This window comes from Verrucomicrobiia bacterium, assembly GCA_019634635.1.
Taxonomy (GTDB): domain Bacteria; phylum Verrucomicrobiota; class Verrucomicrobiia; order Limisphaerales; family UBA9464; genus UBA9464.
On the sequence record JAHCBB010000001.1, the window covers coordinates 187,259 to 213,521 of the forward strand.

Consider the following 26,263-nt stretch of genomic DNA (forward strand, 5'->3'; position numbering starts at 1 on the left):
CGGTCGTCCAGGCGGGGTCCATTATTTGGCGAGCATCACCTCGGCGTCCGGGTCGTCCACAAGAGGTGCCGACTCCAGGGGCAATCCGGCGGATTCGGAGACCCTCGTCTCCGTGCGGTTCTCCGGAGCCCCCTCGGCGGCGCTGAACCGCACGGACACGATGCGGCTGACGCCGCGTTCCTGCATGGTCACCCCATAGAGGATGTCCGCCATGGAGATGGTGCGCTTGTTGTGTGTGATGATGATGAACTGGCTCGATTCCGCGAACCGCCGCAGCATGTCCACGAAGCGGTTGATGTTGGACTCGTCGAGCGGGGCGTCGAGCTCGTCGAGGACGCAGAAGGGCGACGGCTTGACCTGGTAGATGGCGAACAGGAGCGCCACGGCGGTCATGGTCTGCTCACCGCCGGACAGCAGCGAGATGGACTGCAGTTGCTTCCCGGGCGGGCGGGCCACAATTTCAATGCCCGCCTCCAGCGGATCCTCGCCCTCCACGAGCCGGAGGTCCGCCCGGCCGCCACCGAACAGCTCGACGAACATCGTCCGGAAGTTTTCCCGGATTCGTTCGAAGGTGTCCACGAACAGGGTCTTGGTCTCCATATTGATCCGCTGAAGCACCTGGACGAGCTCCGTCTTGGCCCTCACCAGATCTTCGTGCTGGCTGGTGAGAAACGCGTGCCGCTGTTCGATCTCCTCGTACTCCTCGATGGCCACCAGGTTCACCGGTCCCAGGTCGTCGAGGCGTCGCTGCAGTTCGGCGACCTGACGGGCCACGGCATCCCAGTCCGTGCTCAGCCCGGCGGCCGCCATGTCCTCCAGGGACACCGTCTCCACCCTGGCAGGGCCTTCGGAGGCGTCGGTAATCCGGATGCCTTCGCCGCGGATGTCCTCGAGCCGGACCTGATGTCTGGACAGGATCCGTTCGCGCAGGTTCTCGACGGCCATGGCCTTCTGGGTGAGCTCAACCTCCAGCTGTCCGCGTCGTGTTTGCGCCTGGAGATGACGGGTCCGGTCGGCGCGGAGGGCCTCTTCACGTTCCCCGATGCCAGCCTCCTCGAGGGCACGACGGGACGTGAGCTCGGCGAGCCCGGCCGCCACGGCGGCGCGCTCCGAGGCGAGCCGGACGAGTTCCCGCCGGGAATCCGCGATTTCCGCCTCGAACTGGGTCCGGCGGCCGGTGAACCCCTCCAATTGCTGGCGGAGGCGCTCACCGAGGACGGTGAGTTCGCGGATGCGAGCCTCGAGCGGTGGACGCTGCCGCCCGTGTGCCCCAAGCACCTGCTCCTCAGTTGCCAGCGCCACTCGCGCGTCACTGACGGCGGCTCCGGCGGCGTCGCGCCGTTGGCGCAGGCTTTCCAAGCCCTCCGACAGCCCGGCGACTTGCGCCGTCGCAGCCTGCTCTGCGGACTCGAGAACAGCGATCTCGCTGGCGAGCTGCTGCCGGCGCTCCGTGCCTTCGATATCGTGGGTCGTCAGCGTCTGAAGTTCGTAGGCCACCGTCTCGAGCTTCTGACCCAGGGAGCGCCGCGATCCCTCCAAGGCCCGGAACTCCCCCTCCCGGGCGGCAATCGCCATCTCGGCGGTCCGGAGTTCGGTGCGGACCTCCTCCAGTCCTGCTTGCAACGCGGTTTGTTCTGAGAGCAGGGCTCCCTTGCGGCGTCCGGCCTCCGTGACGTCGCCGGTGACCTGAGTCAGTGCTGCCTGCAATTCAGCGATCTGGTTTTTCCGGCCCAGGATGCTTGCCGGTGCCTTTCCCGGTGAGGCCGCGGAACCCCCGGTGAAAATCCCGTTCCGGGTCAGAAGGTCTCCGGCCGGCGTCACCCAGTCGAACCGGCCTCCCGTTGCGGCTTGCCCGGCGCAGGCGGCGGCGAGGTCGTCCACCAGCAGCGTCCGCCCCAACAATGCCTGCAGCAGCGGACGCACCTCCGGTTCGACGTCCACCAGCGGCAGCAGGGGGCGGGCCCCCGCTGGCAGTTCAGCGCTCTCTCCCACTTCGCCCGGATCGAGGACGGCCCCCAGGAGTTGCAGCGCCGCCACGCTCGCGCGCCCCCTGCGGGCGGCGTGCAACCCGGACAACACCGCTGTGGCGGCCTCGGCCGGGCCCGTCAACACCAGTTGCAGATGATGTCCCAACGCGGCCTCGACCGCGGGCACGTGGGCGTCGGATACGCGGATCCGGTCCGTGAGCGAACCCAGGACGTCCGCGGACTGCCGGAGGGCCGTCAGGGTGCCTTCACTGAATCCCTCATGCTGCGCGTCGAGTTGTTCGAGGACCTGGAGCCGGCTCCGCGTTTCAGCCTGCCGGCGCAGGAAGCCGTCGAGTTCCTGCTGTGCCTGCTGGATCTCCAACTGGATCGTACGCAGGCGCTGCTGCCGCTCCTCCAGCGTGCCGCGCGTGGTCTGTGCCTGCAGCCGGCCGGTCTCCACCTGCGCCTGAAATTCCTCGATGCAGGCGTGGAGGCGTGCGGATTCCTCGGTCAACGAACCCTGTTCGGCACGCAGCTTCTCCAGACGCACCGCGTTGCCCTGTTTCTGCAGGTCCACCTGGGTGATTTCGTTGCGGGCACGGCTGAGTTGCTGGGCGGCGGCAAACGCATGGGATTGGGCCTGCCGCAGGGATTCCTGATGGCGTGAGAGTTCCTGCTCCACCGCGCCCAGGGCGTCCTGACGCTCCTGGAGCGTCCCGCGGAATCCGGCGACGCGGTCCTGGGACTCCGCGAGCCGCTGCTGCACGCCTGCCAGTTCCTCCACGGCGATCCGCCGTCGCTCGTCGGCTTCGGCCACGTCGTGCAACGCCCGTTCGTTCTGGGTTTCGAGGTCGCGGATCCGCTCCTCATCCACCTGGATCCGATTGTCGTGTCGTTCCGCCTCGGCCTTGAGACCCAGGCCCCGCTGCTGCGCTGCAGAGATCTCCTGGTCCAGATCGGTCAGGGCGGCGCGCAGGTGCAGGATTTCGTCCTCAGCGCGCAGCACGCGTTCCTGCGCTGCTTCCATCGCGGCAGCGAGTGCTGAAGCCTCGGTCGTCCGTGCCTCGATTTCACCCGTCCACACATCGAATTGGTGCCGGGCCCACTGCGTCTCGAGGTGCTGCAGTTCCTGGGCAATGGCCTTGTACCGGCGCGCCTTTCCTGCCTGCCGCTGCAGGGATCCGATCTGGCGTTTCACCTCCCGGATGAGGTCCTCGACCCTCAGAAGGTTTTGGTCGGTATGTTCCAGCTTTCGCAGCGCCTCGCGCTTCTGCTGCTTGAACAGGGTGATGCCGGCAGCCTCCTCGAACACCAGTCGCCGGTCGTCCGGACGGCTGGACAGGATCTGGGTGATGTTGCCTTGGGCCATCACCGAGTAGCTCGTCTTGCCGACGCCTGTGCCGGCGAAGAGCTGTTGGATGTCCCGCAGCCGGCAGCCGACCTTGTTGACGAAGTACTCCGAGCCGCCATCCCGGAAGACCCGACGGGTGACCGTCACCTCGTTGAACTCCACCGCGACTCCGGCCGCTTTGAGGTGTGCGGTGTCCACGTCACCGATGGTCAGGCTGACCTCCGCCATTCCGGTCGGCTTGCGACTGTCGGTGCCGTTGAAGATGACATCGGCCATCTCGCCGCCGCGCAGCGCCTTGGCAGACTGCTCCCCCAGCACCCAGCGGATGGCATCGGACACATTCGATTTGCCGCATCCGTTCGGCCCGACGATCGCTGTGGTGCCGCGCTGGAAATTCAGCGTGGTCTTGTCGGCGAACGACTTGAAGCCGAGCACGGTGAGGCTCTTCAGATACATGCCGTGACGAGTCAAGGATCCGGACGAGGTGCCGGCAAGGGGAAAACCACAACAGGATGGGGGGACTTGTTCACAAGGCACAATCTGTGGGAGGACCACCCCGGCTTCGTCTGTTGACGTTCTCCGGAGGGGACCCGGGGGCACCACGGCGACAGTAGGGTCGAAGGTGACTTTGGCTCTTCAAGTTGCTGGCGCCGCGGTCGTCATTGTGCGTGAGGTCCGAACGGTCATTGAGGCCCGTAATGAACCGGGAGGCCTCTGGTTGGCGGCCTCCGAGTACGGATGGCGTGGCTCACCACGACGCATCCAACTGGAGCTGGAAAACGACGGCGTGGTCCGCGGTGGGATGATGCGACGGATTCCAAGCGACCTGGAAATCGGGTTGAAGCCGCAGCATCGGGGTGACGTGCATCACGTAGCCGAGTTCAAGGATGGTTTCCTGGCGTGGGCGGTCACCGGAGTCCTTGGGCGACGGCTGGCTCCAGACCACGCCGATCCCCAGGCCGTCGTTCGGCTGGGATGAGATCAGCCCCAGTTCCTTGAGTGGCGCCCGCACCACGAAGCCGGTGCCGACCTGGGCCGAGGCCGCGGTGACCGCCGAACCCCCGGCGCCGAAACGTCCGAACCATCCGACTGGAGCGTGATGCCCAAGTTGTTGCTGCAGGTTGAAGGCGATACCGCCCTGGGTGGGACCGCCGGCCCGGGCGATGAACGGCTGGATGCGGAAGACTCCCGGGCCCATCCCGGCAAGGTCGGACGGTGCGTAGCCCAGTTCGCCGACCGCCGACCACTGGTCGGCATTGAAATCCGCCCACGGTGCCGTTCCCGCCGGTGCATTGCCCATCGTCACGCCGGTTTGTGCAAACCAGTCCGGATGGGGCTGCCACTGAAGGTTCACACCCGGATTGTACTCGGAGAGCGGCAACACCATGCTGTTGACCAGCGCGGAGTTGAGGAACTGACCGCGGGCCGAGTTGGCATAGGTGTTGGCATCCAAATAGTTTGCCTGGCTGACGACGCCGGCGAGTGCAACAAACCTCCCGTGGGCCAGTGATTGCTGCCATGCGAGCTCGGGAATTCGAAATCCCAGATGCGATGACCAGACGTCCGCAGGATTGGTGAACGTCCCAAGGTTGGACTGAGGCGTTTGACTTCGACTCGCCCGAGCGAGGCCCTCCTGTGCCTCCACCTGTGTGCTGATCCATCCGGCCGCTGCGCCCCCATCGGTGCTGAACACGGTCCATTTGGCAAAGAGATCGAGCGTGTACGCCGACAGCCATTGATCCCCTTGAAGGGCATTGCCCAAGGCCACCACGGAGAAGGTCTGGGCCAGCGAGTAGTTCAGTCCGAACGTTGAGGCGGCGTATTTGGCCTGCTGCACGCCGGTCTCCCAGGAGGGCGCGTCGAAGAGCGGTCCGGGATTCAGGGACGCGTTGCCCAGCCGGGCGTTGCCGGCAAGGTAGGGCATCAGCGGTGGTGGAGATGCGGGAAACCAGGTCCAGCCCGCGCCGGGGGGTGCGGCGTCCAGTCGCCCGAGGAGATCCCGGGCCGCCGTACTGCCCCTGGGCGGTGTGGGGAACTGGGAACCGATTCCGAGGGAGGAAGGCGGGAGAAGACCGGCCGGGACGGCTTCGGTGGGCGTTGGCACCAACTGGCCCAGGATGTTGTACTGGAGGAAATCTGCGCTGAACTCTGCCTCGGGGTGGGGCGCCGCCATTCCTGGTGCGCGGGTGACGATGGCGATCATTACCGACATCCAAACCCGGCGTGATCGGACCGCGGACATCACGGCATTGGACCCAGACAACCCATTGGATTACACGACGTCAGAAACGCGCCTTCCGAGAACCATCGAACGACGCTCAAGCGACGGAAATCCCCCCCCCGTCACCGGCGTCCCCCCCGAAATCCGCCGCCACCCCAGCCGCCACCCCCCCCGGCTCCATCCCCCACTGTCGTGGGAGCCGCCCCATCCGCCGCCGCCGGACCGGTTCCACGCATCCGCCCGGTCGGCGCCAGTCGCCTGACCCCAACGTTCGCGATCCATGCTGTCGGCGGTATTGCCGGAGCGGTTCCAATTGGCGCTGTTCCATCCCGAGTCGGACCACGAACGGGTTGTGGGCTGGGAGGAAGCCTGCCATCCGCTGCTGCCGTAGCGGTCCCAGCTTCCGGAACTGGTGGCGGTGGGGGCCGTGTACCGGTTCACATTGCCATTTTTGTCCGTGTACAGGTTGCCATTACTCCAAGCGGCGGCATTGCCGGTGTTGACGTTGCCAACCACGCCCCGGTTGTCGGTGGATGCGCCGCCGCCATAGGCATTGCCGGACACTTCCTTGCTGGACGCGCCGTACATTCCGGTGCTCGGGTTGTATCCCGCGGCCTGACGCCCCGCGGCATAGTTGCCGGTGTAGGCATTGGCAGTGGCACCCCCGCGGGCGGCGGCGGAGGCCCCTGAGTAGGGATTGTACCAGGAGCCGCTGCGACCGCCCGCGGCCTGGCCGGTGTAGGGGTTGTAGGCCGCTCCGCGGTTCAGGCTTCCGGAAGTGCCGGTATATGGATTGAAGGTGGTGGCGTGCTCGGATCCCCAGGAGGTCCCCGTGTAGGGGTTGTACCCGTAGGAGCCTGTCGCGCTGACCGCCGTTCCCCAGTGGGTGTAGAAGCTGGTCGCGTTGCAGTTCACGTGCGCATAGCTGTATCCGCACGGTAGGCGGCGAACTCGAATCCCTGGGTGGCAAAGGACCGGGGCCAGTTCAAGGCCAGCGGATCCAGCGTTTGCCCCGGATCCGGCGATTGGGTCAGGACGCGGAATCCGGACGGGACGAGCATCCCGAGGATCAGGAGGATGGTGCGGAGGATGCGGGGCATGAGGGAACGGGTTGGCGGTTGTTGAAAACGACCGGCAGTCCTCCAAGGAATTGCACGGAACCAGAATATGGGCCCTTCGGATCTTGGGACCCCGTCAGAGCCTCCAGTTCACGTTCAGTGTGACGAAGGAGAAATTCGCGCCCTGGTAGGTTCCGGCGACGCGGCCGCGGAGGCTGTCCTCCGTCCCCTGGTCCACCGTCATGTCGCCCGCCCACAGGAACTCGTAGGCGGCTCCAAAGGACAACGACGGCGTGGCCTGCCACTGGACCCCGGCCCCGAACCGCCAGGCGATCCCCAAGGGCAGCACCACGGAACGGTCCGTATCGCTGACCGGCGAGCTGTCGTAGGCGACCCCGCCGGTCACCTGCCACTTTGGGCAAATTTGGTATTGGGCCCCGACCGCACCGTGGAAGGTGTCCTGATAATTCAGATCGGTGGTCAGGTCCCTGGGGTTGTCGGAGTTGACGCCAACCTCCACCTGGCCGAAGGCCGACCAGTTCTGCCATCCGAAGTCGGCCATGAGCGCCAGCTGGTCCGTCAGTTGGTGGAACACGCTCAACATCACGGATTGTGGCACGGTCATTCCGAGGTCCAGTGGCGACGGATTGTTCAGGAGGTTTCCAAGGGCCGGACCGAGGTTGGAGAATTCCGGCGTGGCCTCGAAATCCAGCGCGACGGGGGACAGGTAATTGATGCCCACGCGTGTCCGGTCGCTGGCCTTGATCAGGAGGCCGGCATTGGCGCCGAAACCCCAGGTCCGGTCGTCCACCGTGAGCTGCCCATCCCCGATCCGGGGATCCAGATTGTTGACGGCGACCTCCGTGTCGAGATAGCCATACATGGCGTTGAGGCCCGCCCCAAGGGACAGCCACTCGCAGACCTGGTAGCTGACGGTCGGCAGGAGGCTGACGCCGATCAGGCTGCTTTTCTGCACGTAGTAACGTCCGACCCAGTCGGGCCCGTAGTCCTCAACGAGTCCGAAGTAGGAGAGGGTGCCCACACCGACCCGCCACTTCTCCCCCAGCGGCTGGACGTAGAAGAAGCTCATTGCGGGCAGGGCTCCAATCGCATTGCCCCCGCCGTCGGTGCCCAGTTGCGGGGACGTGTCGTCGTTCGGGGAGAACGCCACGTCGCCGTAGGTCAGCTGGAGGCCCGCTTGGAGGGTCGCCCCATCCAGGAGGCTCATGCCGGCCGGATTTTTGAAGAGTGTGGAGGCGTCCTGTGCCCGCGCGGCCCAACCGGCGGAGGCCAAGCCGACATCGGGAGTGGCGATTTCATACAACTGGAGACCGCTCGCACGGATCGCCATGGGGGTCACGAGTACGGCGGCGAGCGCCGTTCCGAGGCTTTGGAATCTTTGAGAACGATGTGTGTTCATCGGATTGGGAAATGCGTTGTGGACGACGAGGGTCCTGGACGCGGGAGCCGGGAATCGCCCCCACCCCCGATTGGGGGCCGGTATATCGCATCGGCGCGGCGCGTCCATTGGACCTTGGTCCAAGTCGCGGTTGTCGAGTCCCGGTGCGGAGGTGCTGGGCGATTTGGATCGGTCCCCAAGTTCATCACGTTGCACCGCCCGGGTTCGCCTCCGCTTCGGCCCGATACAGGGAGACCAACCGGGCGACCAGCACGGCAATGTACAACGTCCCGGTGCAGGCTTCTAGCATGGCAAGCATGCGGGCCGGTGCGGTGGTCGGAGCGATGTCCCCAAAGCCGGCGGTCGTGAGGGTGGTCAGGCTGAAATAGAGCGCCTCGAATCCCTGGAGTGGAGTGGACTCCATCGCCGTTCCCGCGAAGGATCCGGGCACGAGTCGTGCCGTCAGCGTGAATGCCGCCGCCCACAACATGCCCAGGAGGAGGTACACGGCGACCGCGGCGCACAGGACCTCGGAATTGACGTGCCGGGCGTCCCGAACGAACTGCAGAAGGTGGAGAATGACAAAGCCCACGAACGTCATGAAGAGCAGGACGAAGATGATAAACGGGGATCCTTCGGTATGGTGGCGTTGGAACCAGTAGGCATAAACCAGGGGGGCGGCGAGCACGGATGCGATGACTCTTGGACGCGTCCGGGTTCCGATCGCGGCGACCGCGGCGGCGAGGACCCCTGTGGCCAGCAGGGCATCCACGTAGCGTCCGTTGGGCAGCGCGTCTACAAAGGGTGCGGTGGCGAAGAAGGCGGTCAAGGCAACCAGCAACCCGGCGGCGGCGTGTCGAATGGCGCCGGGCGGGCCGGTCGGGCGCGTTGGGGCCATTGAGGCGCGAGGTGGTTCGTGCGGGGAATCCGAAGGGGTCATTGTTCGCCCATGGCCAGCCATGCATTGCGGCCTGAATTCGTGGGATCAGGGGCCTGGATTTCTGAGGGCGGGGGCGGCCGCGCCGGCTTCGTAATCCCGGAGCAGTTCCTGATAGGTCGGCGATTCCCGCAGGAGTTTTCCGCCCACTTCACGGAGACGGTCCACCGCCTCGTTTGAGAGAAAAAACGAGGTGGGCACGTTCAGGAAGTAGTGCCGTTCCTCCGGGTCCTTGAGGTTGTCGAAGGACAGGGAGATCGGGAAAAACTTCAGGGAGTTGTTCCCGGTACGCGCCAGCTTTTGTCTCAACTGTTCGACGACCAGGCCCATCATGGCCACCGTGTCCTGGGAATAGCGGTCCATGGTGATGGTGGGTGCCGCCAGGGCAAGGCTCAACATCCCCGGGGGCGATTCGCGGCGGTCCCAGTCCTTCTCCGGGGATGAACGGGCGTTGACGGCAAGCAGGACGACCCGGCGGAGCGTGTCAAAGTTGAGCCCCTGACGGCTCCTCGGGTCCTGGGCCATGTACATCAGCCCCTCCAGCAGCGGTCGCAGCCCCAGGTTGTCCGCCACACCGCCATCCACCAGATGGAAAAAGGGACGGTTGGTGCTGTCGCGGAGAATCGCCAGTTCGCGGGCGCGTTGCATAAGGGATTCCCCCCAGTTCTCATTGACCCGGGCGGTCATCCATGCCGGTGGTTCAAACCCGCAGGTGCCTGCGTAGTTCTTCAAGGTGATTGGTGACAGCGCCACAGGCACTGCCGACGAGGCGGCAACGGCCCGGGAGATCGGGTAGGTGGAGACATCCGAGCACAGGTGGTCGAAAACGTCCTGGGTGAACCAGAATTGGATGCCTGTGGCGACCTCCGTGGCATTCAACAGCACGAACGGGCGCCGCCCGATCGCCAGTTCGCCAAAGGTCGCACCATGGAAGAGGATCTCGTCGTAGTATCGGGCGGCGAGATCCGAGCGGCCGAACCACGGGGATCCAATCCGCGGCCAATTCCACGGCATCAGGGTCTTGCGGACCAGTTTCCCTTGAACATTGCGCTTCAGGAAATTGGTCTCAAAAGAGCCAAAGAACTTGTCCCCATCCAAGGCGTAGGCTGCTGCGGCGACGCTGCCACCGGATACCGCGGAGATGACGTTGATGTCCTCGACAAGGCGCCGTTCCGGGACGCTGGCCGGGACGGTCGTGCGGCGCAATTCCTCCAAAACCCCGTAGGCCATTGCCGCCGCCCGGGTCCCGCCACCGGAGAGCGCGACGAGGAACAGGGTATCACTCTCGTTGACGGACTCCGGCACCTGCTCCCGGAAGGAGTAGGGGGAGGATGGTCCGGGCTCAGTCGCGAGGGTCTCCGGACGGTTGAGGGGTGCATGAAGGCACCCGGCACCCGGCACCCCTGCCAGCAGAACTCCCACGACGAGCACTGTCAGTGCCGGAAGACGGCGCGACCTTGTGATCGCATCGAGGCGGAAGCCAAGCCTGGCGGGGATTGAAATGGGCCGAAGGGGCGGGGAAGGATGGGGTGACTTGGTTGCGTGAATAGTGCAAAGCCTCCGGGGTGTTTAGTCCACGGATGGACGGCGTCCGTCAAGGCGGGAGATGGGCACGTTTGGACCTGCAGGGCGCCGGATGGCGGGGATTGACGGTGCGCGCTGAAATGGCCAAGGCTTTTCCATGCGGTCCGGATCCAAAACCTTGGGGTTGTTGGTGTGGATGGGAGTTTTCGTCGGGTTCCTGTGCCTTGGCGACGAAAGCTTCCGGGTGGGCGAGGTGCTCTCGCTGCCTGCACTGAAGGATGGACGCGGCAAGCCGTTCGAAATGCGCCCCGGTGACTTTCGCGTCGCCCTCCTGGACACGCCAGGGGACCGCGGTGAGGCGAGCCCGCCGAAGGATCCCGGGTGGTTCGAGAAAAACCAGGTGCTGATGATGGTCAACATCAGTGGCCTGTCCGGGTTCAAGCAGCGAATCGCCCGGTCTCGGATGGCCTCCAAGCCGTTTCGATTGGTGGTGGTGGACGACACGACGCTGGCGGCCCGGTTTCCGAAGGAGCCGGGACGACTGACACTGATGCGTCTCGACGGCCAGGGGGTGATCACCGAGATCCTGTTCGTCGCGCCCGGGCCGCCGTTGCAGGAGGCTGTCGCCGGAACAACCCCTTGATGGGGCTGCCTGGAACGTTTTTCGCGTGCGTGGGTTGCCGCAGGTGAAGGCCGGTGTCGTGGGGTCGGCGCCCGCGCTGGCGCTTGTGGTGGCCTGCCTGGCAGTCTTGCCCGCCTGCAAGGTTGGACCCGATTACCGCACCCCGGAGTCCAAGGTGGCCGCCTCCTGGGTGGACGCTCCACCCACCGGGACGCCGGACCCTGCCGAAGTCCTTTGGTGGCGTGCCCTGAAGGATCCGGTGCTCAACGGGCTCATTGAGCAGGCCTATCGGAACAATCCGGGTCTCCAGAGCGCCGGTGTGCGCATTCTCCAGGCCCGGGCGCAGTTGAACCAGTCCGTCGGCAACCTATTCCCGCAGCAACAGGGTCTGTCGGGCGGTGTCAACCGCTACTGGTTGAATCCCGCCGACTCCGCGCTACTGCCCGCCGGAGTCAGCCCCGATCTGGCCACATCCCAGGCGCTGTTCTCGGCGTCATGGGAGATGGACTTCTGGGGAAAGTACCGGCGGACCATCGAGGCGGACCGCGCGTCCTTTGCCGGAACTTTGGCATCGTTTGACGACGTGCTGGTGACGCTCGTGGCTGATGTCGGGACCACTTATGTGAATCTGCGCACCACGGAGGAGCGGTTGCGGGTGGCGCAACGGAACGTCGAGGCCCAGAAGGAAAGCTTGCGGGTCGCCACGGCGCAGTTCGAGGCCGGCGAGACCAGTGAGTTGGACATGCGCCAGGCCTCCACCATCCTCTTGCAGACCACCGCCCAAATCCCGCGCCTGCAAAACTCGTGGAACCAGTTCCAGTACGCCCTGGCTGTTCTGCTGGGCGAACCGCCGGCGGAGGCGGCGGGCCTGGTGCCGGTGCCGGGGCGGATCCCGGAGGTGCCGGACACGGTGACGGCGGGCATTCCGCACGACCTCCTGCGGCGGCGTCCCGACGTGCGCGCCGCCGCGTTCGCAGCGGCGGCGCAATCGGCCCAAATCGGCGTTGCCCGAGCCAGCATGTATCCCGCATTTTCGCTCAACGGCGCCTTTGGATTCACGTCGAACAACGAGGCCAACAACTCCCTGTCGGACCTGTTTCTCTGGCAGAGCCGGGCGGCACAGGCCGGAGCCGCCATGGTGTGGCCGGTCTTCAATTATGGCCGCCTCGTCAACCAGGTCCGGGTCCAGGACGCCGGCTTCCAGCAGGCGGTGTTGAACTATCAGAACACGGTCCTGACCGCCCAGCAGGAGGTGCAAAACGGATTGTCCGCCTTTCTCACCGAGCGGCAGGCGCTGACGAACCTGGCGGCTGCCGCGGACGCCGCGCGCCGGTCCTATGACCTGTCCATGATCCAGTACAAGGCCGGCGAAACCGACTACACCACGGTGCTGAACGCCGAGCAGGCCCAGCTCAGCCTCGAGGACTCGGTGGCCACGGCGCAGGGCAATGTGGTGCTCAACCTGATCGCGGTGTACCGGGCCCTCGGCGGCGGCTGGCAGCTGCGTGAGGGGCGTGATGTGATTTCGGACGAGGTGAAGGCGGCGATGGCCCGGCGGACCCGCTGGGGCGCGCTGCTCGAGCCGCAAAACCACCTGCCGCCCGCCCCGCCGGAATAAGCAGCTGCCATGAAGGAACTCCCTCTCGCTCTCCCTGCCGCTCCCGCCCCGGCCACCGGCCGGATCATCGTGCGCGGCGTCCTCGTCGGGCTGCTGTTCCTCTCGGTGGGGTCCGGATGCCGCCCCGCCGCCCCGCAACCCCCTCCGGCGGTCCCGGGCGTGGTGGTCGCGCGTCCGATGGAGCGTCCCGTGGTGGAGCACCTCGACCTCACGGGCACCGTCGCCGCATCGCGGAGCGTGGATCTGGTGGCCCGTGTGTCCGGCTTCCTGGAATCGGCGGACTTCAAGGAGGGCGACCTCGTGACCCAGGGGCAGGTGCTGTTCGTCATCGAACCCGAACCCTACCGCCAGCAGCTGGCGCTCAATGAGGCGGTGCTGGCCCAGGCGCAGTCGGAATACGAGCGCCAGCAGGGGCTTCTGGCACAGAATGCAACGTCCCGGGCCAACGTGGAGAAGTGGCTGAGCTCGCGGGACCAGGCGCAGGCGCAGGTTGCACTGGCCCGGATCAACTTGGGGTACACCGAGGTGCGGGCCCCCTTCACGGGGCGCATCGGACGCCGTCGCGTGGACCCGGGGAACCTGGTGGGTGCCGGGGGGGCCACCCAACTGGCGACGCTCGAACAGCTCCGTCCGATCTACGTGAACTTCAGTCTCAACGAACGGGAGGCCCTTCATCTGCGTGACGAAATGCGGCGGCTGGGGATCGAGGTGAAGTCGGGCGTGGGTACCGTGCCCGTGATGGCCGGGCTCAGCCAGGAAATGGGTTACCCCCATCAGGGCGTTCTCGATTTTGCCGACAACGAGGTCAGCACCGCGACGGGCACCCTGGCGATGCGCGCGGTGTTTCCGAATGACGACCGGGTGTTGTTCCCGGGGTTGTTCGCGCGGGTGCGCATCCCCCTGGGCGATCCCCGCCCGATGCTGGTGGTGCCCCAGGAGGCGCTGGGCAGCGACCCGCTGGGTGACTACGTGCTGGTGGTGGGGCCGGACGACGTCGTGGCGCGACGGAGCGTGTTACGGGGGCCGCTGACACCGGAGGGCGCCGCGATCCGCTCGGGGTTGTCCGCAACTAATCGCATCGTGGTGCAGGGCCTTCTCAATGCCCGGCCGGGCGGGCGGGTCGCCGTTCGCGAGGCGCCGGCGGCCCCCACTGCGACACGCGGGATCCCGCGATGATCGCGCGCTATTTCATCGAGCGCCCGGTGCTGGCGAACGTGCTGGCGCTCGTCACCATGCTGCTTGGGCTGGTTGCCCTGCGCCTGCTTCCTGTGGCGGAGCATCCGCCGATCACCCCGCCGACGGTCCAGGTGACCACCAGCTATCCCGGGGCCAGCGCACGAACCCTGGTGGAGACGGTGGCGTTGCCGCTGGAGCAGCAGGTCAACGGGGTGGAGGGCATGTTGTACCTCCAATCGAACTCGACCTCCGACGGGCGGTATACGCTGACGGTGACCTTCGAGGTCGGCACCGACCTCGATTTTGCGCAGGTGCTGGTGCAGAACCGGGTGGCGGCGGCGCTGGCGCAACTGCCGGCCGCCGTGCAGCAGCAGGGCGTGGTGACCCGGAAGCGGGAGACCTCGCCGCTGCAGATCATCACGCTGACGTCGTCCGAACCCGGCCACGACGCGCTGTTCCTCGCGAACTTCGGCACCCTCGAGCTGCGGGATCCCCTCGCGCGGCTCCCGGGGGTCGGTGACGTGGTGGTCTTCGGCATCGGCGAGTACAGCATGCGCGTGTGGCTTGACCCGGAACTGCTGCGGCAGCGCTCGTTGAACCCTCAGGACATCATCAACGCCATCGGACAGCAGAATGCCAACGTGGCCGCCGGGCAGATCGGCATGCCGCCCACGCCCACCGGGCAAGCCTTCCAGCTCACGGCAAACGTTCCCGCGGCGCTCTCGGACGCGGGCGAATTCGGAGCCATCATCGTCAAGGCGGGGTCCGATGCGGACGGCACCCTCACGCGGTTGCGCGATGTGGCGCGCATCGAACTGGGGGCCCGGAGCTATGGCCAGGTGTTCGCGGTGGATGGCCGGCCCGCCGGCGGACTCGCCATCTACCAACTGCCCGGCGCCAATGCGCTCGACACCGCCGCGGGTGTCCGGCGCCTGCTGGACACGATGGCTCCCGCGTTCCCGGAGGGCCTTGCCTATTCCGTTCCCTTCGACACCACGACCTTTGTCCGCCAGTCGGTTCGCGAGGTGTACTGGACGCTCCTTGAAGCGGGCCTGCTGGTGCTCGGGGTGATCGTGCTGTTCCTCCAGAACGCGCGGGCGACGCTGGTGCCGGCCACGACAGTGCCGGTGACCATCATCGGTGCTTTTGCTGCGATGGCGGTTCTGGGCTTCAGCATCAACCTGCTGACGCTTTTTGCAGTGGTGCTGGCCATCGGGATTGTCGTGGACGATGCGATCGTGGTGGTCGAGGGCGTGTCGCGGCAGGTGGAGGAGGGGATGCCACCCCGGGAGGCCAGCATTGCGGCGATGCGGGCACTACTCGGGCCGATCATCGGCATCACCCTGGTCCTGATGTCGGTCTTCCTGCCGCCGGCGTTCATGCCAGGCATCACCGGACAGATGTACCGTCAGTTCGCGCTCGTCATCGCGGCCACGGCACTGATCAGTGCCGTCAACGCCGTCACCCTGAAGCCCACCCAGTGTGCGCTCTGGCTGCGTCCGGTGCCATCGGGCCGGACGCCGAGCCTGGTATTCCGCGGTTTCAATTGGGTTTATGCTCGAGTGGACGCGGCCTACGCGGGCTGCGTGCGGACTGTGATCGAGCGCAGCGGGACCTTTGTCGCGCTGGCCCTCGTGCTCGTGCTCATTGCGGGTTGGGGGTTGACGCGCATCCCGACCGGGTTCCTTCCGGTGGAGGATCAGGGGTATCTGCTGGTGGCCGTGCAGATGCCCGATGCCGCCTCGCTGGAGCGCACGGAGCGGGTGATGGAGGCCGTGGCCCGGGCGGGGCGCGAGGTGTCGGGGGTCGCGCATTCCATTGCGATCGGCACTGGCGGCCCCTCGCCGCTCGATGGCGATGTCTCGCTGGCCAATGCCGGCATTGTGTATCTCATGCTCCGGGACTGGTCGCAGCGCGGGACCGGTGAGGCGCTCCCGGACATCGTGCGGCATCTGGAGGCGCGGCTGGCGGACGTCGTTGAGGCGCGGACCCGCGTGCTCGTGCCGCCGCCGATCCAGGGGCTGGGGGCGTCCAGCGGATTTCAGATGCAGGTCGAACTGGTGGATGGCAGCGGCGACTACGCGCACCTCCAGGCCGCGGTGGAGCGGATGGTGGAGGCGGCGGCCTCCGCTCCCGAACTGCGCGACGTCTTCACCGCCTTCCGCGCGTTGGTTCCGCAGGTGTCCCTGTCCGTGGATCGCACCCGCGCGGCCACACGAAATGTCAACGTGGGCGACGTGTACGCGGCGATTCAGACCTGCCTTGGCTCCACGTTCGTGAACCTGTTCACCCGGTTTGGGCACAATTACATGGTGTACGTCCAGGCCGACCCGGAAATGCGGCGGGTTCCGGACGACATCCGAAGGCTGCATGTGCGGAGCCAGTCCGGCGACATGGTGCCCGTGGACGCCCTTGCGGAGATCCGCTCCGGGTGGGGGCCGGACGTGATTTCGCTCTACAACCTGTTTCCCTCGGCGACCGTGCACGGAGCGGCGTCGGCGGGCTACAGTTCGGGACAGGCTCTGGACGCCATGGAGCGGATCGCTGCCCGGGTGCTGCCACCCGGGATTCGCTTTGAATGGACCGGGCTGGCCTATCAGGAACGGTTGGTGGGCCGGTCCACCTACCTGCTCTTTGGACTGGCGCTGCTGCTCGTCTACTTCGCATTGGCGGGGCAGTACGAGAGTTGGGTGACGCCCCTGGCGGTGATCTTTGCCGTGCCGCTGTCCCTGCTCGGCACCGTTGCCGCCCTTGCCGTCCTGGGCATGGACAACAACCTTTACGTGCAGATCGGCATCGTCCTGCTGATCGCGCTCTCCGCGAAGAACGCGATCCTGATCGTGGAACTGGCGCGGGAGGGGGTGGCTGCGGGCCGGGACCTGAGGGAGGCCACCCTGGAGGCTTCGCGTTCGCGGCTGCGTCCGATCCTCATGACCTCCCTCACCTTCATTCTTGGGGTGATGCCGCTGGTGATGGCGACAGGGGCCGGGGCGGGGGCCCGGCGGTCGCTCGGCATCGCGGTGGCGAGCGGGATGGTGGCGTCCACCGGCCTGGCGGTCCTGTTTGTCCCGGCCTACTGCGTGGTGCTGGGTTCGTGGGCGTCGCGGGGCGTGCGGATACGAAGGGCGGCTCCGGCGACGCGTGGCGGGTCTGGGTCGGCCGGAGAGCCATGATGGCGCGCTTTTTTGTGGACCGGCCGGTGTTGGCCAACGTGATCGCCCTGGTCACGCTGGTGCTCGGAGGGGTCGCCCTGGCGCGGCTGCCCGTCGCCCAGTACCCCCCCATCACTCCGCCCACCATCCAGGTGACGGCCAGCTATCCCGGGGCGGGGACGCGGACGCTCATGGACACCGTCGCCCTGCCCATCGAGCAGCAGGTCAACGGGGTCGAAGGAATGCTTTACATGCAGTCCACCTGCACCGCGGATGGCCGGTACACGCTGACGGTGACCTTCCGCGTGGGTACCGACCTGGATCTGGCCCAGGTGCTCGTCCAGAACCGGGTGTCCGCCGCGGTTGCCCAGCTGCCGCCGGCGGTCCAGCAGCAGGGCGTGATGACCCGCAAACGATCCACGGCCATCCTGCAGATCATCACGCTCACCTCCTCGGACGACGCCCACGACGGGTTGTACCTGGCCAATTACGCGACCCTCCACCTGAAGGACCGGCTTGCACGGGTGGAAGGCGTCTCTGATGCGACGGTTTTCGGGATCGGGGAATACAGCCTGCGGGTCTGGCTCGATCCGGAGCGGATGCGTCTGCGGTCCCTGGTGCCCGGCGACGTCCTGACGGCGATCCAAACTCAGGCTGGGCGGGTCGCCGGGGGTGGGGTGGGGCGGCCGCCGGTGTCGCCGGGCGGGGCTTTTCAGTACACGCTTGAAGTGGACAGCGCCCTGGCCACTGCGGAGGAGTACGAGGAGCTGGTTGTGGCCTTCTCCCCGGAGGATGGCGGGCGGATCGTGCGGTTGCGGGACGTCGGTCGTGCCGAATTGGGTGCCCGAAGTTACAGCCAGTTCTTTGAGCTCGACGGCCGGGTCGCCGGCGGCATTGCGATCTATCAATTGCCCGGGGCAAATGCCCTCGACACGGCGACTCGCATTCGTGAAGCCATGGGGGCAATGGCGGCCGAGTTTCCCGGGGGCCTGCACCATGACATCCCCTTCGACACCACCATTTTTGTGCGGGCGTCGGTTCGCGAAGTGTACCAGACGCTGGTGGAGGCCGGTGTGCTGGTGCTGCTGGTGATCCTGATCTTCCTGCAGAGCGTCCGGGCCACCCTGGTGCCGGCGACCACGGTGCCGGTGACGATCATCGGGGCGTTTGCCGCGCTCGCGGTGCTGGGGTTCAGCCTCAATCTGCTCACCTTGTTTGCCATCGTCCTCGCGGTGGGGATTGTGGTGGATGACGCCATTGTGGTGGTCGAGGGCGCCACCCAGCAGATCGAGGCCGGGCAGCGTCCGCGCGAGGCCAGCATCGCCGCGTTGCGTGAGCTGCTGGGACCGATCCTCGGGGTCACGCTGGTGCTGATGTCCGTATTTCTGCCGCCGGCCTTCCTTCCCGGCATCACCGGGCAGATGTACCGGCAGTTCGCCCTGGTGATGGCCGCCACCGCACTGATCAGTGCCATCAATGCCGCCACCTTGAAGCCCGCCCAGTGCGCCCGGTGGTTGCGTTCCCGGGATCCCTCACGCGCGCCACCCGCGCTGTCGCGGCTGCTGGATGGGGTGTTTCGAAAAGCGGAGGCGGGCTACGGGGGGTTGGTGGCGCGGCTCGTGGCGCACCGGCGGATCACCGTTGCTGTGGGCCTGGGACTTGCGCTGCTGGCCGTGGTGGCGCTTGGGCGGGTGCCGACCGGGTTCATCCCGACCGAGGACCAGGGTTACGCGATGGTCGTCGTACAACTTCCAGATGGAGCCTCTCTGGAGCGCACGGCGGGTGTGATGGAGCGCGTGGTGGCGCTGTGCCGGCGGCATCCGGCGGTGGCCCAGACGATTGTGATCGGAGGAGTGTCTCCGCTGGACGGCAATGCCTCCCTCGCCAGTGCGGGGGTGGTGTACCTGATGTTTCGAGACTGGAGCCAGCGGGGACCCGGCGAGGATTTGCGATCCATCTACGAGACGCTGAACCGCTGGCTCGGGGACTTCACCGGTGCCAGCACGTTGGTGCTGGTGCCACCGCCCATCCAGGGGCTGGGATTGTCGGGCGGCTTCCAGATGCAACTGGCGCTGACGGACGGCAGCGGGGATTTTGCGCGGCTGCAGGAGGCGGCGGATGCCGTGGTGGACGCGGCCCGGAAAAGTCCGGTGATCCGCATGGCGCTGACCTCGCTCCGCGCGTCGGTACCCCAGGTGACCGCGGCCGTGGACCGTGACCGCGCCGAGGTGTTGGGCGTGGAGGTTGGGGACGTTCAGGACACGGTGCAGAGCTACCTGGGTTCGAGTTTCGCCGGTTTCTTCACCCGGTTTGGCCACACCTACACCGTCTTCGTCCAGGCAGACGCGCCCTACCGGGCCGAGGCATCGGCCCTGAACCGATACTGGGTGCGGAACCAGTCTGGAGGGATGGTCCCGTTGGGCACGCTGACCGGGCTGGGGACGGACTTCGGCCCTCCGGTAATCACCCTCTACAACCTGCGGCCGTCCGCCACGATCAACGGCGCCGCGCGCGATGGCCACAGCTCCGGCGAGGCCCTCCGGGCGATGGAGACGATTGCTCGCGACCTCCTTCCCGAGGGCATGACGTTTGAGTGGACCGCGATGTCCTATCAGGAGAAGGCTGCTGCCGGTTCCCTGGGTTGGGTGCTCGGCCTGTCGCTGTTGCTCGTATACCTCGTGCTGGCCGGGCTGTTTGAAGACTGGCGCACGCCGCTCGTGGTCATCCTCTCGGTTCCGCTGGCGCTCGTTGGCACTTCAGCGGCCTTGTTGGGCCTCGGCGTTGCCAGCAATTTGTACGTGCAGATCGGACTGGTGCTGCTGATCGCCCTCTCCGCAAAAAATGCCATCCTGATCGTTGGACAGGCCCGGTCATTGGTCGCGGGCGGGCGCCCGATCGTGGAGGCCACGGTCGAGGCTTCGCAGGTCCGGTTGCGTCCGATCCTGATGACCTCGCTCACCTGCATTCTGGGCGTGGTGCCGCTGCTGGCGGCCAGCGGGGCGGGAGCGAGCGCCCGCAAGTCCCTCGGTCTGACGGTGGCCTCGGGCATGCTCGCCTCCACGTGCCTCATGGTGCTGCTGGTGCCGCCGCTGTTTGTGGTCCTGCATCGAGGGGACCGGGGCGGGGGGCCGGGGCGGTGAAAAGTGCAATTCCTGGTGCCCGGCCTTCGGACGCCGCTTGAGTCCCGAGGCAGGGGAATCCATCGTCTCTCCATGCACATTGCAGCGTTGGATGGCGGCGTGGGATTTTGGTCCCGGGCGACGGGAGTTTTGGCGGCTGCCTGGATTGCGGCGCTGCCGCTGGCCGGCCAGCCGGCGGCGTCCGGTGCCACACCGGTCGCGGCACTGAAGGTGGCTCCCGGATTTCAGGCGGAGTTGCTGTACACGGTGCCCAAGGACGATGAGGGATCGTGGGTCGCCATGTGTACGGATCCCAAGGGGCGCCTGATCGTTTCCGACCAGTATGGACCGCTGTACCGACTGACTCCGCCGCCCCTGGGCGTCAGCACCGGCCTGAAGGTCGAGCGTCTGGAGGTGCCCATCGGGCAGGCCCAGGGGCTCGTGTACGCCTTCGACAGCCTGTACGTGATGGTGGCCAACGAGGCGTACCAGGGGCGCGGACTGTACCGCGTGCGCGACACCAACGGCGATGATCAGTTCGACGAGGTGACGCTGCTGCGCAAGCTGGACGGTGGCGGGGAACACGGACCGCACGCCATCGTGCCTTCCCCGGACGGGAAGGGACTGTACATCATTGTCGGCAATCAGACGCGGCTGACCGAGTTCGCCGGTTCGAAGGTGCCCTACGACTGGGGCGAGGATCTGTTGCTGCCGCGGCTATGGGACGGCAACGGGTTCATGAAGGGCGTGCTCGGACCGGGGGGATGGGTGGCCCGAACGGATCCGGAAGGGAAGCAGTGGGAACTCCAGACCGTGGGATTTCGAAACCAATATGACGCCGCCGTTCACCGGGATGGCGACCTGTTCACCTACGACGCGGACATGGAGTGGGACATCAACACGCCGTGGTACCGCCCGACCCGGATTTGCCAGGTGGCGAGCGGGGTGGATTTCGGATGGCGCTCCGGAGCGGCCAAGTGGCCGCCTTATTATCCCGACACGCTGCCGCCCGTGGTGGACATCGGGCCCGGGTCCCCAACCGGGGTGACCTTCGGCTACGGCGCGAGGTTCCCGGCGAAGTACCAGAACGCGTTCTACGCGGCGGACTGGAGCTTCGGGAAGTTGTACGCGGTGCACCTGGTGCCGGAGGGTGCCGGCTACACCGCAACCACCGAGGAGTTTGTCACCGGACAGCCCTTTCCCGTCACAGATGTGGTGATCCACCCCAAGGATGGCGCCATGTATGTGACCATTGGCGGCCGAAAAACCCAGTCGGGGTTGTACCGCGTGACGTATGCAGGACCGGATCCCACGGCACCGGCGCCGGCGCGGCCCGGCGGTGAATCCGCCCGTGCCGTGCGGCGGTCGCTCGAGGCGTTTCACGGCCGGGTGGATCCGGCGGCGGTGGATTTCCTGTGGCCTCACCTCGATAGCAGCGACCGGGTCCTGCGATCGGCGGCGCGGATTGCCCTCGAATGGCAGCCGGTGGCCGGCTGGCGCGATCGTGCGCTCGCGGAAATGCAGCCCGACGCCTCGATCAACGCCTTGATCGCACTGGCGCGGGTCAGTTCCAGGGATCCGTTCCACCGCAAAGCCGCCGATCCCGCCCCCGATCCGGCGCTGCAGGCGCGGATCCTGACGTCTCTGGACCGATTGGACTGGGAAGGACTTTCCGAGGCGCAGCGGCTTGGGCTGCTCCGGGCCTACGCCCTGGCCTTCATCCGGCTCGGACCTCCGGACGACGCGACGCGCCAGCGGTTGAGCACCCGGTTCGCCGCGCACTTCCCCGGAAACAGCATCGCGATCAACACCCAGCTCTCGGAGATGCTGGTGTACCTGGAGGCGCCCGGAACGGCGGAGCGCCTCGTCGCGGCGCTGATGAAGGCACCGAGCCAGGAGGAGCAGATCGCGTACGCGCGCGACCTGCGGGTGTTGAAGTCGGGCTGGACGCCCGCGCTGCGCCGCCAGTACTTCGAATGGTATTTGCGGGCGGCCAACTTCCGCGGCGGGGCGAGTCTGGCCGGGTTCCTTCGGGACATGAAGGCCGATGCGATGGCGGGCCTCAGTGATTCGGAGCGGGAGACGCTCAAGGACGTCCTGGAGGCGAAGCCCGAGCCGCGCACGGTCCTTCAGAATCTGCTGGCCGGCCGGTCCACCGTGAAGGAGTGGACCGTGAACGACCTGGCTCCCGTGGTCTCGGGCCGACTGCGCGGCCGGAGCTTCAGCCGCGGTCGGGAACTGTTTGGAGCGGTGGGTTGCTACAACTGCCACCGCTTTGACACGGAGGGCGGGGCGGTGGGTCCCGACCTCACCAGTGTGGCCGCGCGGTTCAGTCCGCGTGACCTTTTGGAGTCCATCGTGGATCCCAACAAGGAGATCAGCGATCAGTACGCGTCCATCGTGGTCACCTTGAACGACGGGGACGTTGTGGTCGGCCGGGTGGCGAACCTGAGCGAGGACGTGCTGATGATCGTGACGGACATGACCGCCCCCAACACCTTCGCGAACGTGGAGCGCACGGACGTGGCCTCCATTGAGCCCTCAAAGATTTCCCCGATGCCCGAGGGGCTGCTGAACACCCTTGAGCAGGACGAAATCCTCGACCTGCTGGCATTCATCCTATCCCAGGGAAACCGGAATCACGCCATGTTCCGCGGGGAATAGGCCGGCACCCGCGGACCGTTGCCCCGGCGCCCCAGTGGCGGTCCGATTTCGAGGGAAGCAGCACGGCCGGAAAAACGCAGGGCCGGCGTCGTTGAACGGCGCCGGCCCCCCCCCACGGTCGGGGATGTGTCGGGCGTGTGTTGGGCGTTACTGGCCGGTAGGGGACAGGGACGCCTCCATGCGCCTCATTTCGCGGAGGGCCTGCTGGATGGCGGAGTTGACGCTGCGATAGCGCCAGTTGGCGTCCGAGACCGTTTCCTTGATGGCCTTCACACCGCCGGGGGTGATGTCATTTGAGAGGATTTTCTGAATGTCACTCAGGTCGGACAGGAAGGGCTCGAATTTCTCAGTGGCCGTTGTCAGCGACTTGTTGACCCGGCCGTAACTGGCCTTGACGGATTCGAGACGTCGCTGGGCCTTCTTCCGCAAATTGGGGTTCACGATCTGGTCAATGGTGGACTGCCATCCCGTGAAGTAGGTCTGTCCCTCGCTGCCCATCCAGTTCACGCGCGTCTGGGTCCACTGCGCCGCGTGCTGGGTCTTGGGCACCTCCGCAGCGAAGGCGGCATAGGCGCCTGGCAGGTCGGGTTGGGGCTGCCGGACCAGGTTGTTGAGCGCATCGAGGGTTGCCTTGAGTTGATCGGCGGTGCGGACCGTTTCAACACGGGTTTCGGCGATGGCGGCGGCGAGCATTTCCTGGTTTGCGACCGCGGGAAGCAGGACGGGGATGAGACCAAGAACGATCAGGATCAGCTTTTTCATTAATTGAGTTTGGTTCCGGGAGGCGTCCGAGGCAATCGAACTTCCTCCCGGGGAAGGACCATGGCATGGATCGCCACCGCCCGTCGAGGGGCACGGTGGGCCGCGGCATGGGTCAAAAGGCCATGCCGACGGCGACCACGATCAGGGGATCGGAATGGTCCGGGTTGAAGAGATAGGTCGTCAGCGACACCCGGCGATGGCGGACGCCCACCAGAACGCCGCGCTGAATGTCTCGATCGGCGTCGTAGGCGCGCGTCCGCTGGGCAACGCCGCCGATCCGCAGCCACTCAACGAGTGGAATGGACAGCTCCGTCCAGTTGTAGAGAAAGTTTCCGGAGGAGTTCCGGGCGTCCACGACGTATTCCCCCTCGGAATACAGTTCGAGCCTCCACCACGAGAGGGAGGACTCGTAGCCCATGGCGATCCCGTAAAGGTCGCCGAACACGCCGCCCACCATGGGCGTGAATTCGAAGGCCACGCGCTCGCCCGCAGACAGATTGGCTCCGATCCAGAGGGAACCTGTGCGCAGCGCCTCGTAGTTGTATCGGGCCTCCAAATGCAGGTGATCGCGGTCGGCGGTGACGGTCGGTTGCGGATAAGTCTCACCATCCGGCACGATGTAGGTGAGCACCGATGCGGAGAATTCCCAATCCTCGACGGCCGCGCCGGGTCCCGGGCTTTGGGCCACACCGGCGGCGGCTTCGACGTCGAGCGCCGTCCGGGTGGGTTCGGCGGCCATGGCGGCGGCCATGGACGGCAGCAGGGCGGCAAGGGACGGGAGGCGGCGCACGGGATTCAGCCCCCGAGGGCGATGGTGATCGCGACCAGGATCAGGCCAAGGGCCACCATGGCCACCCCGGTCATGCCGGGGGGATATCCGGCGTGGCGTCCGAAAGAGTAGCCGCACAGGAACAGGAGCAGAATGGCAATGGCATTGGAGACGCGCATGGCGCGCGCGAGGTCCGGGAGAAGCATCAGGGGAAGCACGACGGGAAAGGTGCAGAGCACCACCAGGAGGAAAACCGCGGCAGCACCCCGCCAGTCGGCAGACTGAAGCCGGGGCCGGGACGGGGGTTCCGGGGCCTCCAGGGCCAGTTGACGGATGCGCTCCAGTTCGGGGAATTGCAGCGCCGACACCGCGACGGCGGGCAGGGCGGCAGTGATGGCCCGGTGGGCGGCTTCCGCCGTGGGAGCATTTCGGATGGCACGCAGGGTTCGAAGCGACTGGGCCCGCTCCCCGAGGCAGCCCATCAGGTACATGATGCCGTCAATCAGGCCCCAGGCCAGATTGCATCCCAAAGCCCCAATCCAAAGGGTCCGGGCATCGTTTCGTCCCGCCTCGGCGATGCTCAATGACCCGGTGATGGTGAGGACCATGATCAGGCCGAACAACACCTCCGAGATCCGTTCCACCGGCTCAAGGACATGCTTGGTGGTGGGGGCGTTGGAGGCGTTCATCGGGACCCGGGAGTCGCTCCGGCCGGTTTGGGGCCATCCGGCCCGGACTCCCGTGAATCCGGGGAATCAAAATCGTCTGGCAAGCCACCGGAAAGCAGAAAACCGCGGGCACCCCGATCATCGCTTGGAGCCATCGGGATCAGGAGGTTGCGGCTCCCGACTCCGGGGGCCAGGGACGAAACAGGCGGAACCTCCCCGTGAAGCCGGCCAGCGAATGCTCTCCGGCGTCGTCCAGAGGCAACCGTTCCCGCAGCAGGTCCGCCGCGGGTTCGCTGACCAGAGCCGGCACGCCGAGGCTTCCGGCCAGCTTCTCCATGCGGAATACAAAGTTCACCGCGGGCCCCGAAAGGCTGTCCTCGCCCATCGAGGCCGCGCCACCGAGGTGAACGTCGCCGTGATGCAGCACGTATCGGAAGTCCGGCCGCCCGGCGGATTGCATTTCGCGAAGTTGCGACAGAATCCGGTGAACCTGCTCCGGAGCGGACTGCGGCGGCCTCCAGAATGCCAGGAACCCGTCGCCAAGGTATTTGTTCAGGGTCCCGTCCGCCGCCTCGACCGACTGGCGGCAGCGCAGAAACCACTGGCTCATTTCCGCAGCCATCTCCCCCGGGGCCGCCGCCTGTGCCCGCAGGGTGGACCCGAGGATGTCTGCGACGAGCAACCAGCACGGCACCACGCGGACATCCATCAGCGTGGGCATCGTCGCGTGGGTCGTCTGCAGGTCCGCCCCACCCTCACCGTCGTGGAAGACGAAGCAACGCGGGCCGATCCGGATCGCGTCGCGATCGCGCAGCCGCACGGGGAGGCTGACGCGGCGGTCGTTGAGATAGGTGCCGTTCCGGCTTCCCAGGTCCACCAGCCAGTAACCGGAATCCCCCTGGGCGTGCAGGATGGCGTGCCGCCGGGAAACCCGGTCGTCGGGAATGACCACCTCGTTCCCAAGGGTGCGCCCAAACGACAGGTTGCCGACCAGCGGGAGGCGTCCGCCATCCGGGGATTCCAGCCACGCTTGGCCCGGGCCAGTGATGCTCATTCCGGACCAATGCCTAGCGTACAACGGAGTCCGGAGGCGATAGCGAAGGATGGGTCGTCCGTCGTTGATCCTCCCCCCAGGGGCGTCCCACGGTTGCCCGCGCAGGGCTCGACCCCAATGTCCCGGCGCGGCCCGGGCAATGATCGCGGTCGCCGAGGCCGACCGTTGCGGGAACGTCCCCGTTGCGTTTTGGTTGCCGGAC

Annotated in this window: 17 protein-coding genes; 6 read left to right on the forward strand and 11 right to left on the reverse strand. The window is 66.5% G+C overall.

The window, feature by feature from the left end:
* Positions 1 to 21: 21 nt before the first annotated feature.
* The 7 genes from smc to KF791_00830 all read right to left on the reverse strand — a co-directional run bounded on the left by smc (position 22) and on the right by KF791_00830 (position 10,355).
* Positions 22 to 3,774: a chromosome segregation protein SMC gene (gene smc, locus KF791_00800; GenBank protein MBX3731110.1), complete on the reverse strand. Its 3,753-nt coding sequence runs from the start codon at positions 3,772 to 3,774 to the stop codon at positions 22 to 24.
* A 292-nt stretch (positions 3,775 to 4,066) separates the two neighbouring features.
* Entirely contained in the window at positions 4,067 to 5,530 is a 1,464-nt protein-coding gene (locus KF791_00805; GenBank protein ID MBX3731111.1) for a carbohydrate porin, read from the reverse strand.
* Between the two features lie 60 nt (positions 5,531 to 5,590).
* On the reverse strand, positions 5,591 to 6,454 hold the full coding sequence (locus tag KF791_00810; GenBank protein ID MBX3731112.1) for a hypothetical protein: 864 nt from the start codon (positions 6,452 to 6,454) through the stop codon (positions 5,591 to 5,593).
* Positions 6,451 to 6,639, reverse strand: coding sequence for a hypothetical protein (locus KF791_00815; GenBank protein ID MBX3731113.1), 189 nt, complete (start codon positions 6,637 to 6,639; stop codon positions 6,451 to 6,453). The genes KF791_00810 and KF791_00815 overlap by 4 nt, the downstream gene beginning before the upstream one ends.
* A 94-nt stretch (positions 6,640 to 6,733) precedes the next feature.
* Positions 6,734 to 7,948 (reverse strand): outer membrane protein transport protein, encoded by a 1,215-nt coding sequence (locus KF791_00820; GenBank protein MBX3731114.1) that lies wholly within the window; start codon positions 7,946 to 7,948, stop codon positions 6,734 to 6,736.
* 253 nt (positions 7,949 to 8,201) lie between these two features.
* Positions 8,202 to 8,894, reverse strand: coding sequence for a two pore domain potassium channel family protein (locus KF791_00825; protein ID MBX3731115.1), 693 nt, complete (start codon positions 8,892 to 8,894; stop codon positions 8,202 to 8,204).
* A gap of 87 nt (positions 8,895 to 8,981) precedes the next feature.
* Positions 8,982 to 10,355 carry a patatin-like phospholipase family protein gene (locus tag KF791_00830; GenBank protein MBX3731116.1) on the reverse strand — a complete coding sequence of 458 codons (1,374 nt, stop codon included), beginning with the start codon at positions 10,353 to 10,355 and terminating at the stop codon, positions 8,982 to 8,984.
* Between the two features lie 259 nt (positions 10,356 to 10,614).
* Here KF791_00830 and KF791_00835 point away from each other — a divergent pair, with 259 nt between their 5' ends.
* The 6 genes from KF791_00835 to KF791_00860 all read left to right on the forward strand — a co-directional run bounded on the left by KF791_00835 (position 10,615) and on the right by KF791_00860 (position 22,808).
* Positions 10,615 to 11,100, forward strand: coding sequence for a hypothetical protein (locus tag KF791_00835; protein MBX3731117.1), 486 nt, complete (start codon positions 10,615 to 10,617; stop codon positions 11,098 to 11,100).
* Positions 11,101 to 11,125: 25 nt separating this feature from the next.
* Complete coding sequence (locus KF791_00840; protein MBX3731118.1) at positions 11,126 to 12,697, forward strand: TolC family protein; 1,572 nt, start codon at positions 11,126 to 11,128, stop codon at positions 12,695 to 12,697.
* A 9-nt stretch (positions 12,698 to 12,706) separates the two neighbouring features.
* Entirely contained in the window at positions 12,707 to 13,873 is a 1,167-nt protein-coding gene (locus KF791_00845) for an efflux RND transporter periplasmic adaptor subunit (GenBank protein MBX3731119.1), read from the forward strand.
* On the forward strand, positions 13,870 to 17,046 hold the full coding sequence (locus tag KF791_00850) for an efflux RND transporter permease subunit (GenBank protein ID MBX3731120.1): 3,177 nt from the start codon (positions 13,870 to 13,872) through the stop codon (positions 17,044 to 17,046). The genes KF791_00845 and KF791_00850 overlap by 4 nt, the downstream gene beginning before the upstream one ends.
* Positions 17,046 to 20,165, forward strand: coding sequence for an efflux RND transporter permease subunit (locus tag KF791_00855; GenBank protein MBX3731121.1), 3,120 nt, complete (start codon positions 17,046 to 17,048; stop codon positions 20,163 to 20,165). Before KF791_00850 ends, KF791_00855 begins: the two co-directional genes overlap by 1 nt.
* A gap of 72 nt (positions 20,166 to 20,237) precedes the next feature.
* The gene (locus KF791_00860; protein MBX3731122.1) at positions 20,238 to 22,808 is read left to right on the forward strand and encodes a c-type cytochrome; all 2,571 of its coding nucleotides are present in this window, start codon (positions 20,238 to 20,240) and stop codon (positions 22,806 to 22,808) included.
* Between the two features lie 147 nt (positions 22,809 to 22,955).
* Here the strand turns inward: KF791_00860 and KF791_00865 are convergent, their stop codons facing one another.
* The 4 genes from KF791_00865 to KF791_00880 all read right to left on the reverse strand — a co-directional run bounded on the left by KF791_00865 (position 22,956) and on the right by KF791_00880 (position 26,061).
* On the reverse strand, positions 22,956 to 23,570 hold the full coding sequence (locus tag KF791_00865; GenBank protein MBX3731123.1) for a DUF2959 family protein: 615 nt from the start codon (positions 23,568 to 23,570) through the stop codon (positions 22,956 to 22,958).
* Positions 23,571 to 23,682: 112 nt separating this feature from the next.
* Positions 23,683 to 24,360 carry a hypothetical protein gene (locus tag KF791_00870; GenBank protein ID MBX3731124.1) on the reverse strand — a complete coding sequence of 226 codons (678 nt, stop codon included), beginning with the start codon at positions 24,358 to 24,360 and terminating at the stop codon, positions 23,683 to 23,685.
* Positions 24,361 to 24,365: 5 nt separating this feature from the next.
* Positions 24,366 to 25,028, reverse strand: a complete 663-nt coding sequence (locus tag KF791_00875) for a VIT1/CCC1 transporter family protein (GenBank protein MBX3731125.1) — start codon at positions 25,026 to 25,028, stop codon at positions 24,366 to 24,368.
* Between the two features lie 139 nt (positions 25,029 to 25,167).
* On the reverse strand, positions 25,168 to 26,061 hold the full coding sequence (locus KF791_00880; GenBank protein ID MBX3731126.1) for an adenylate/guanylate cyclase domain-containing protein: 894 nt from the start codon (positions 26,059 to 26,061) through the stop codon (positions 25,168 to 25,170).
* Between the last annotated feature and the right edge of the window lie 202 nt (positions 26,062 to 26,263).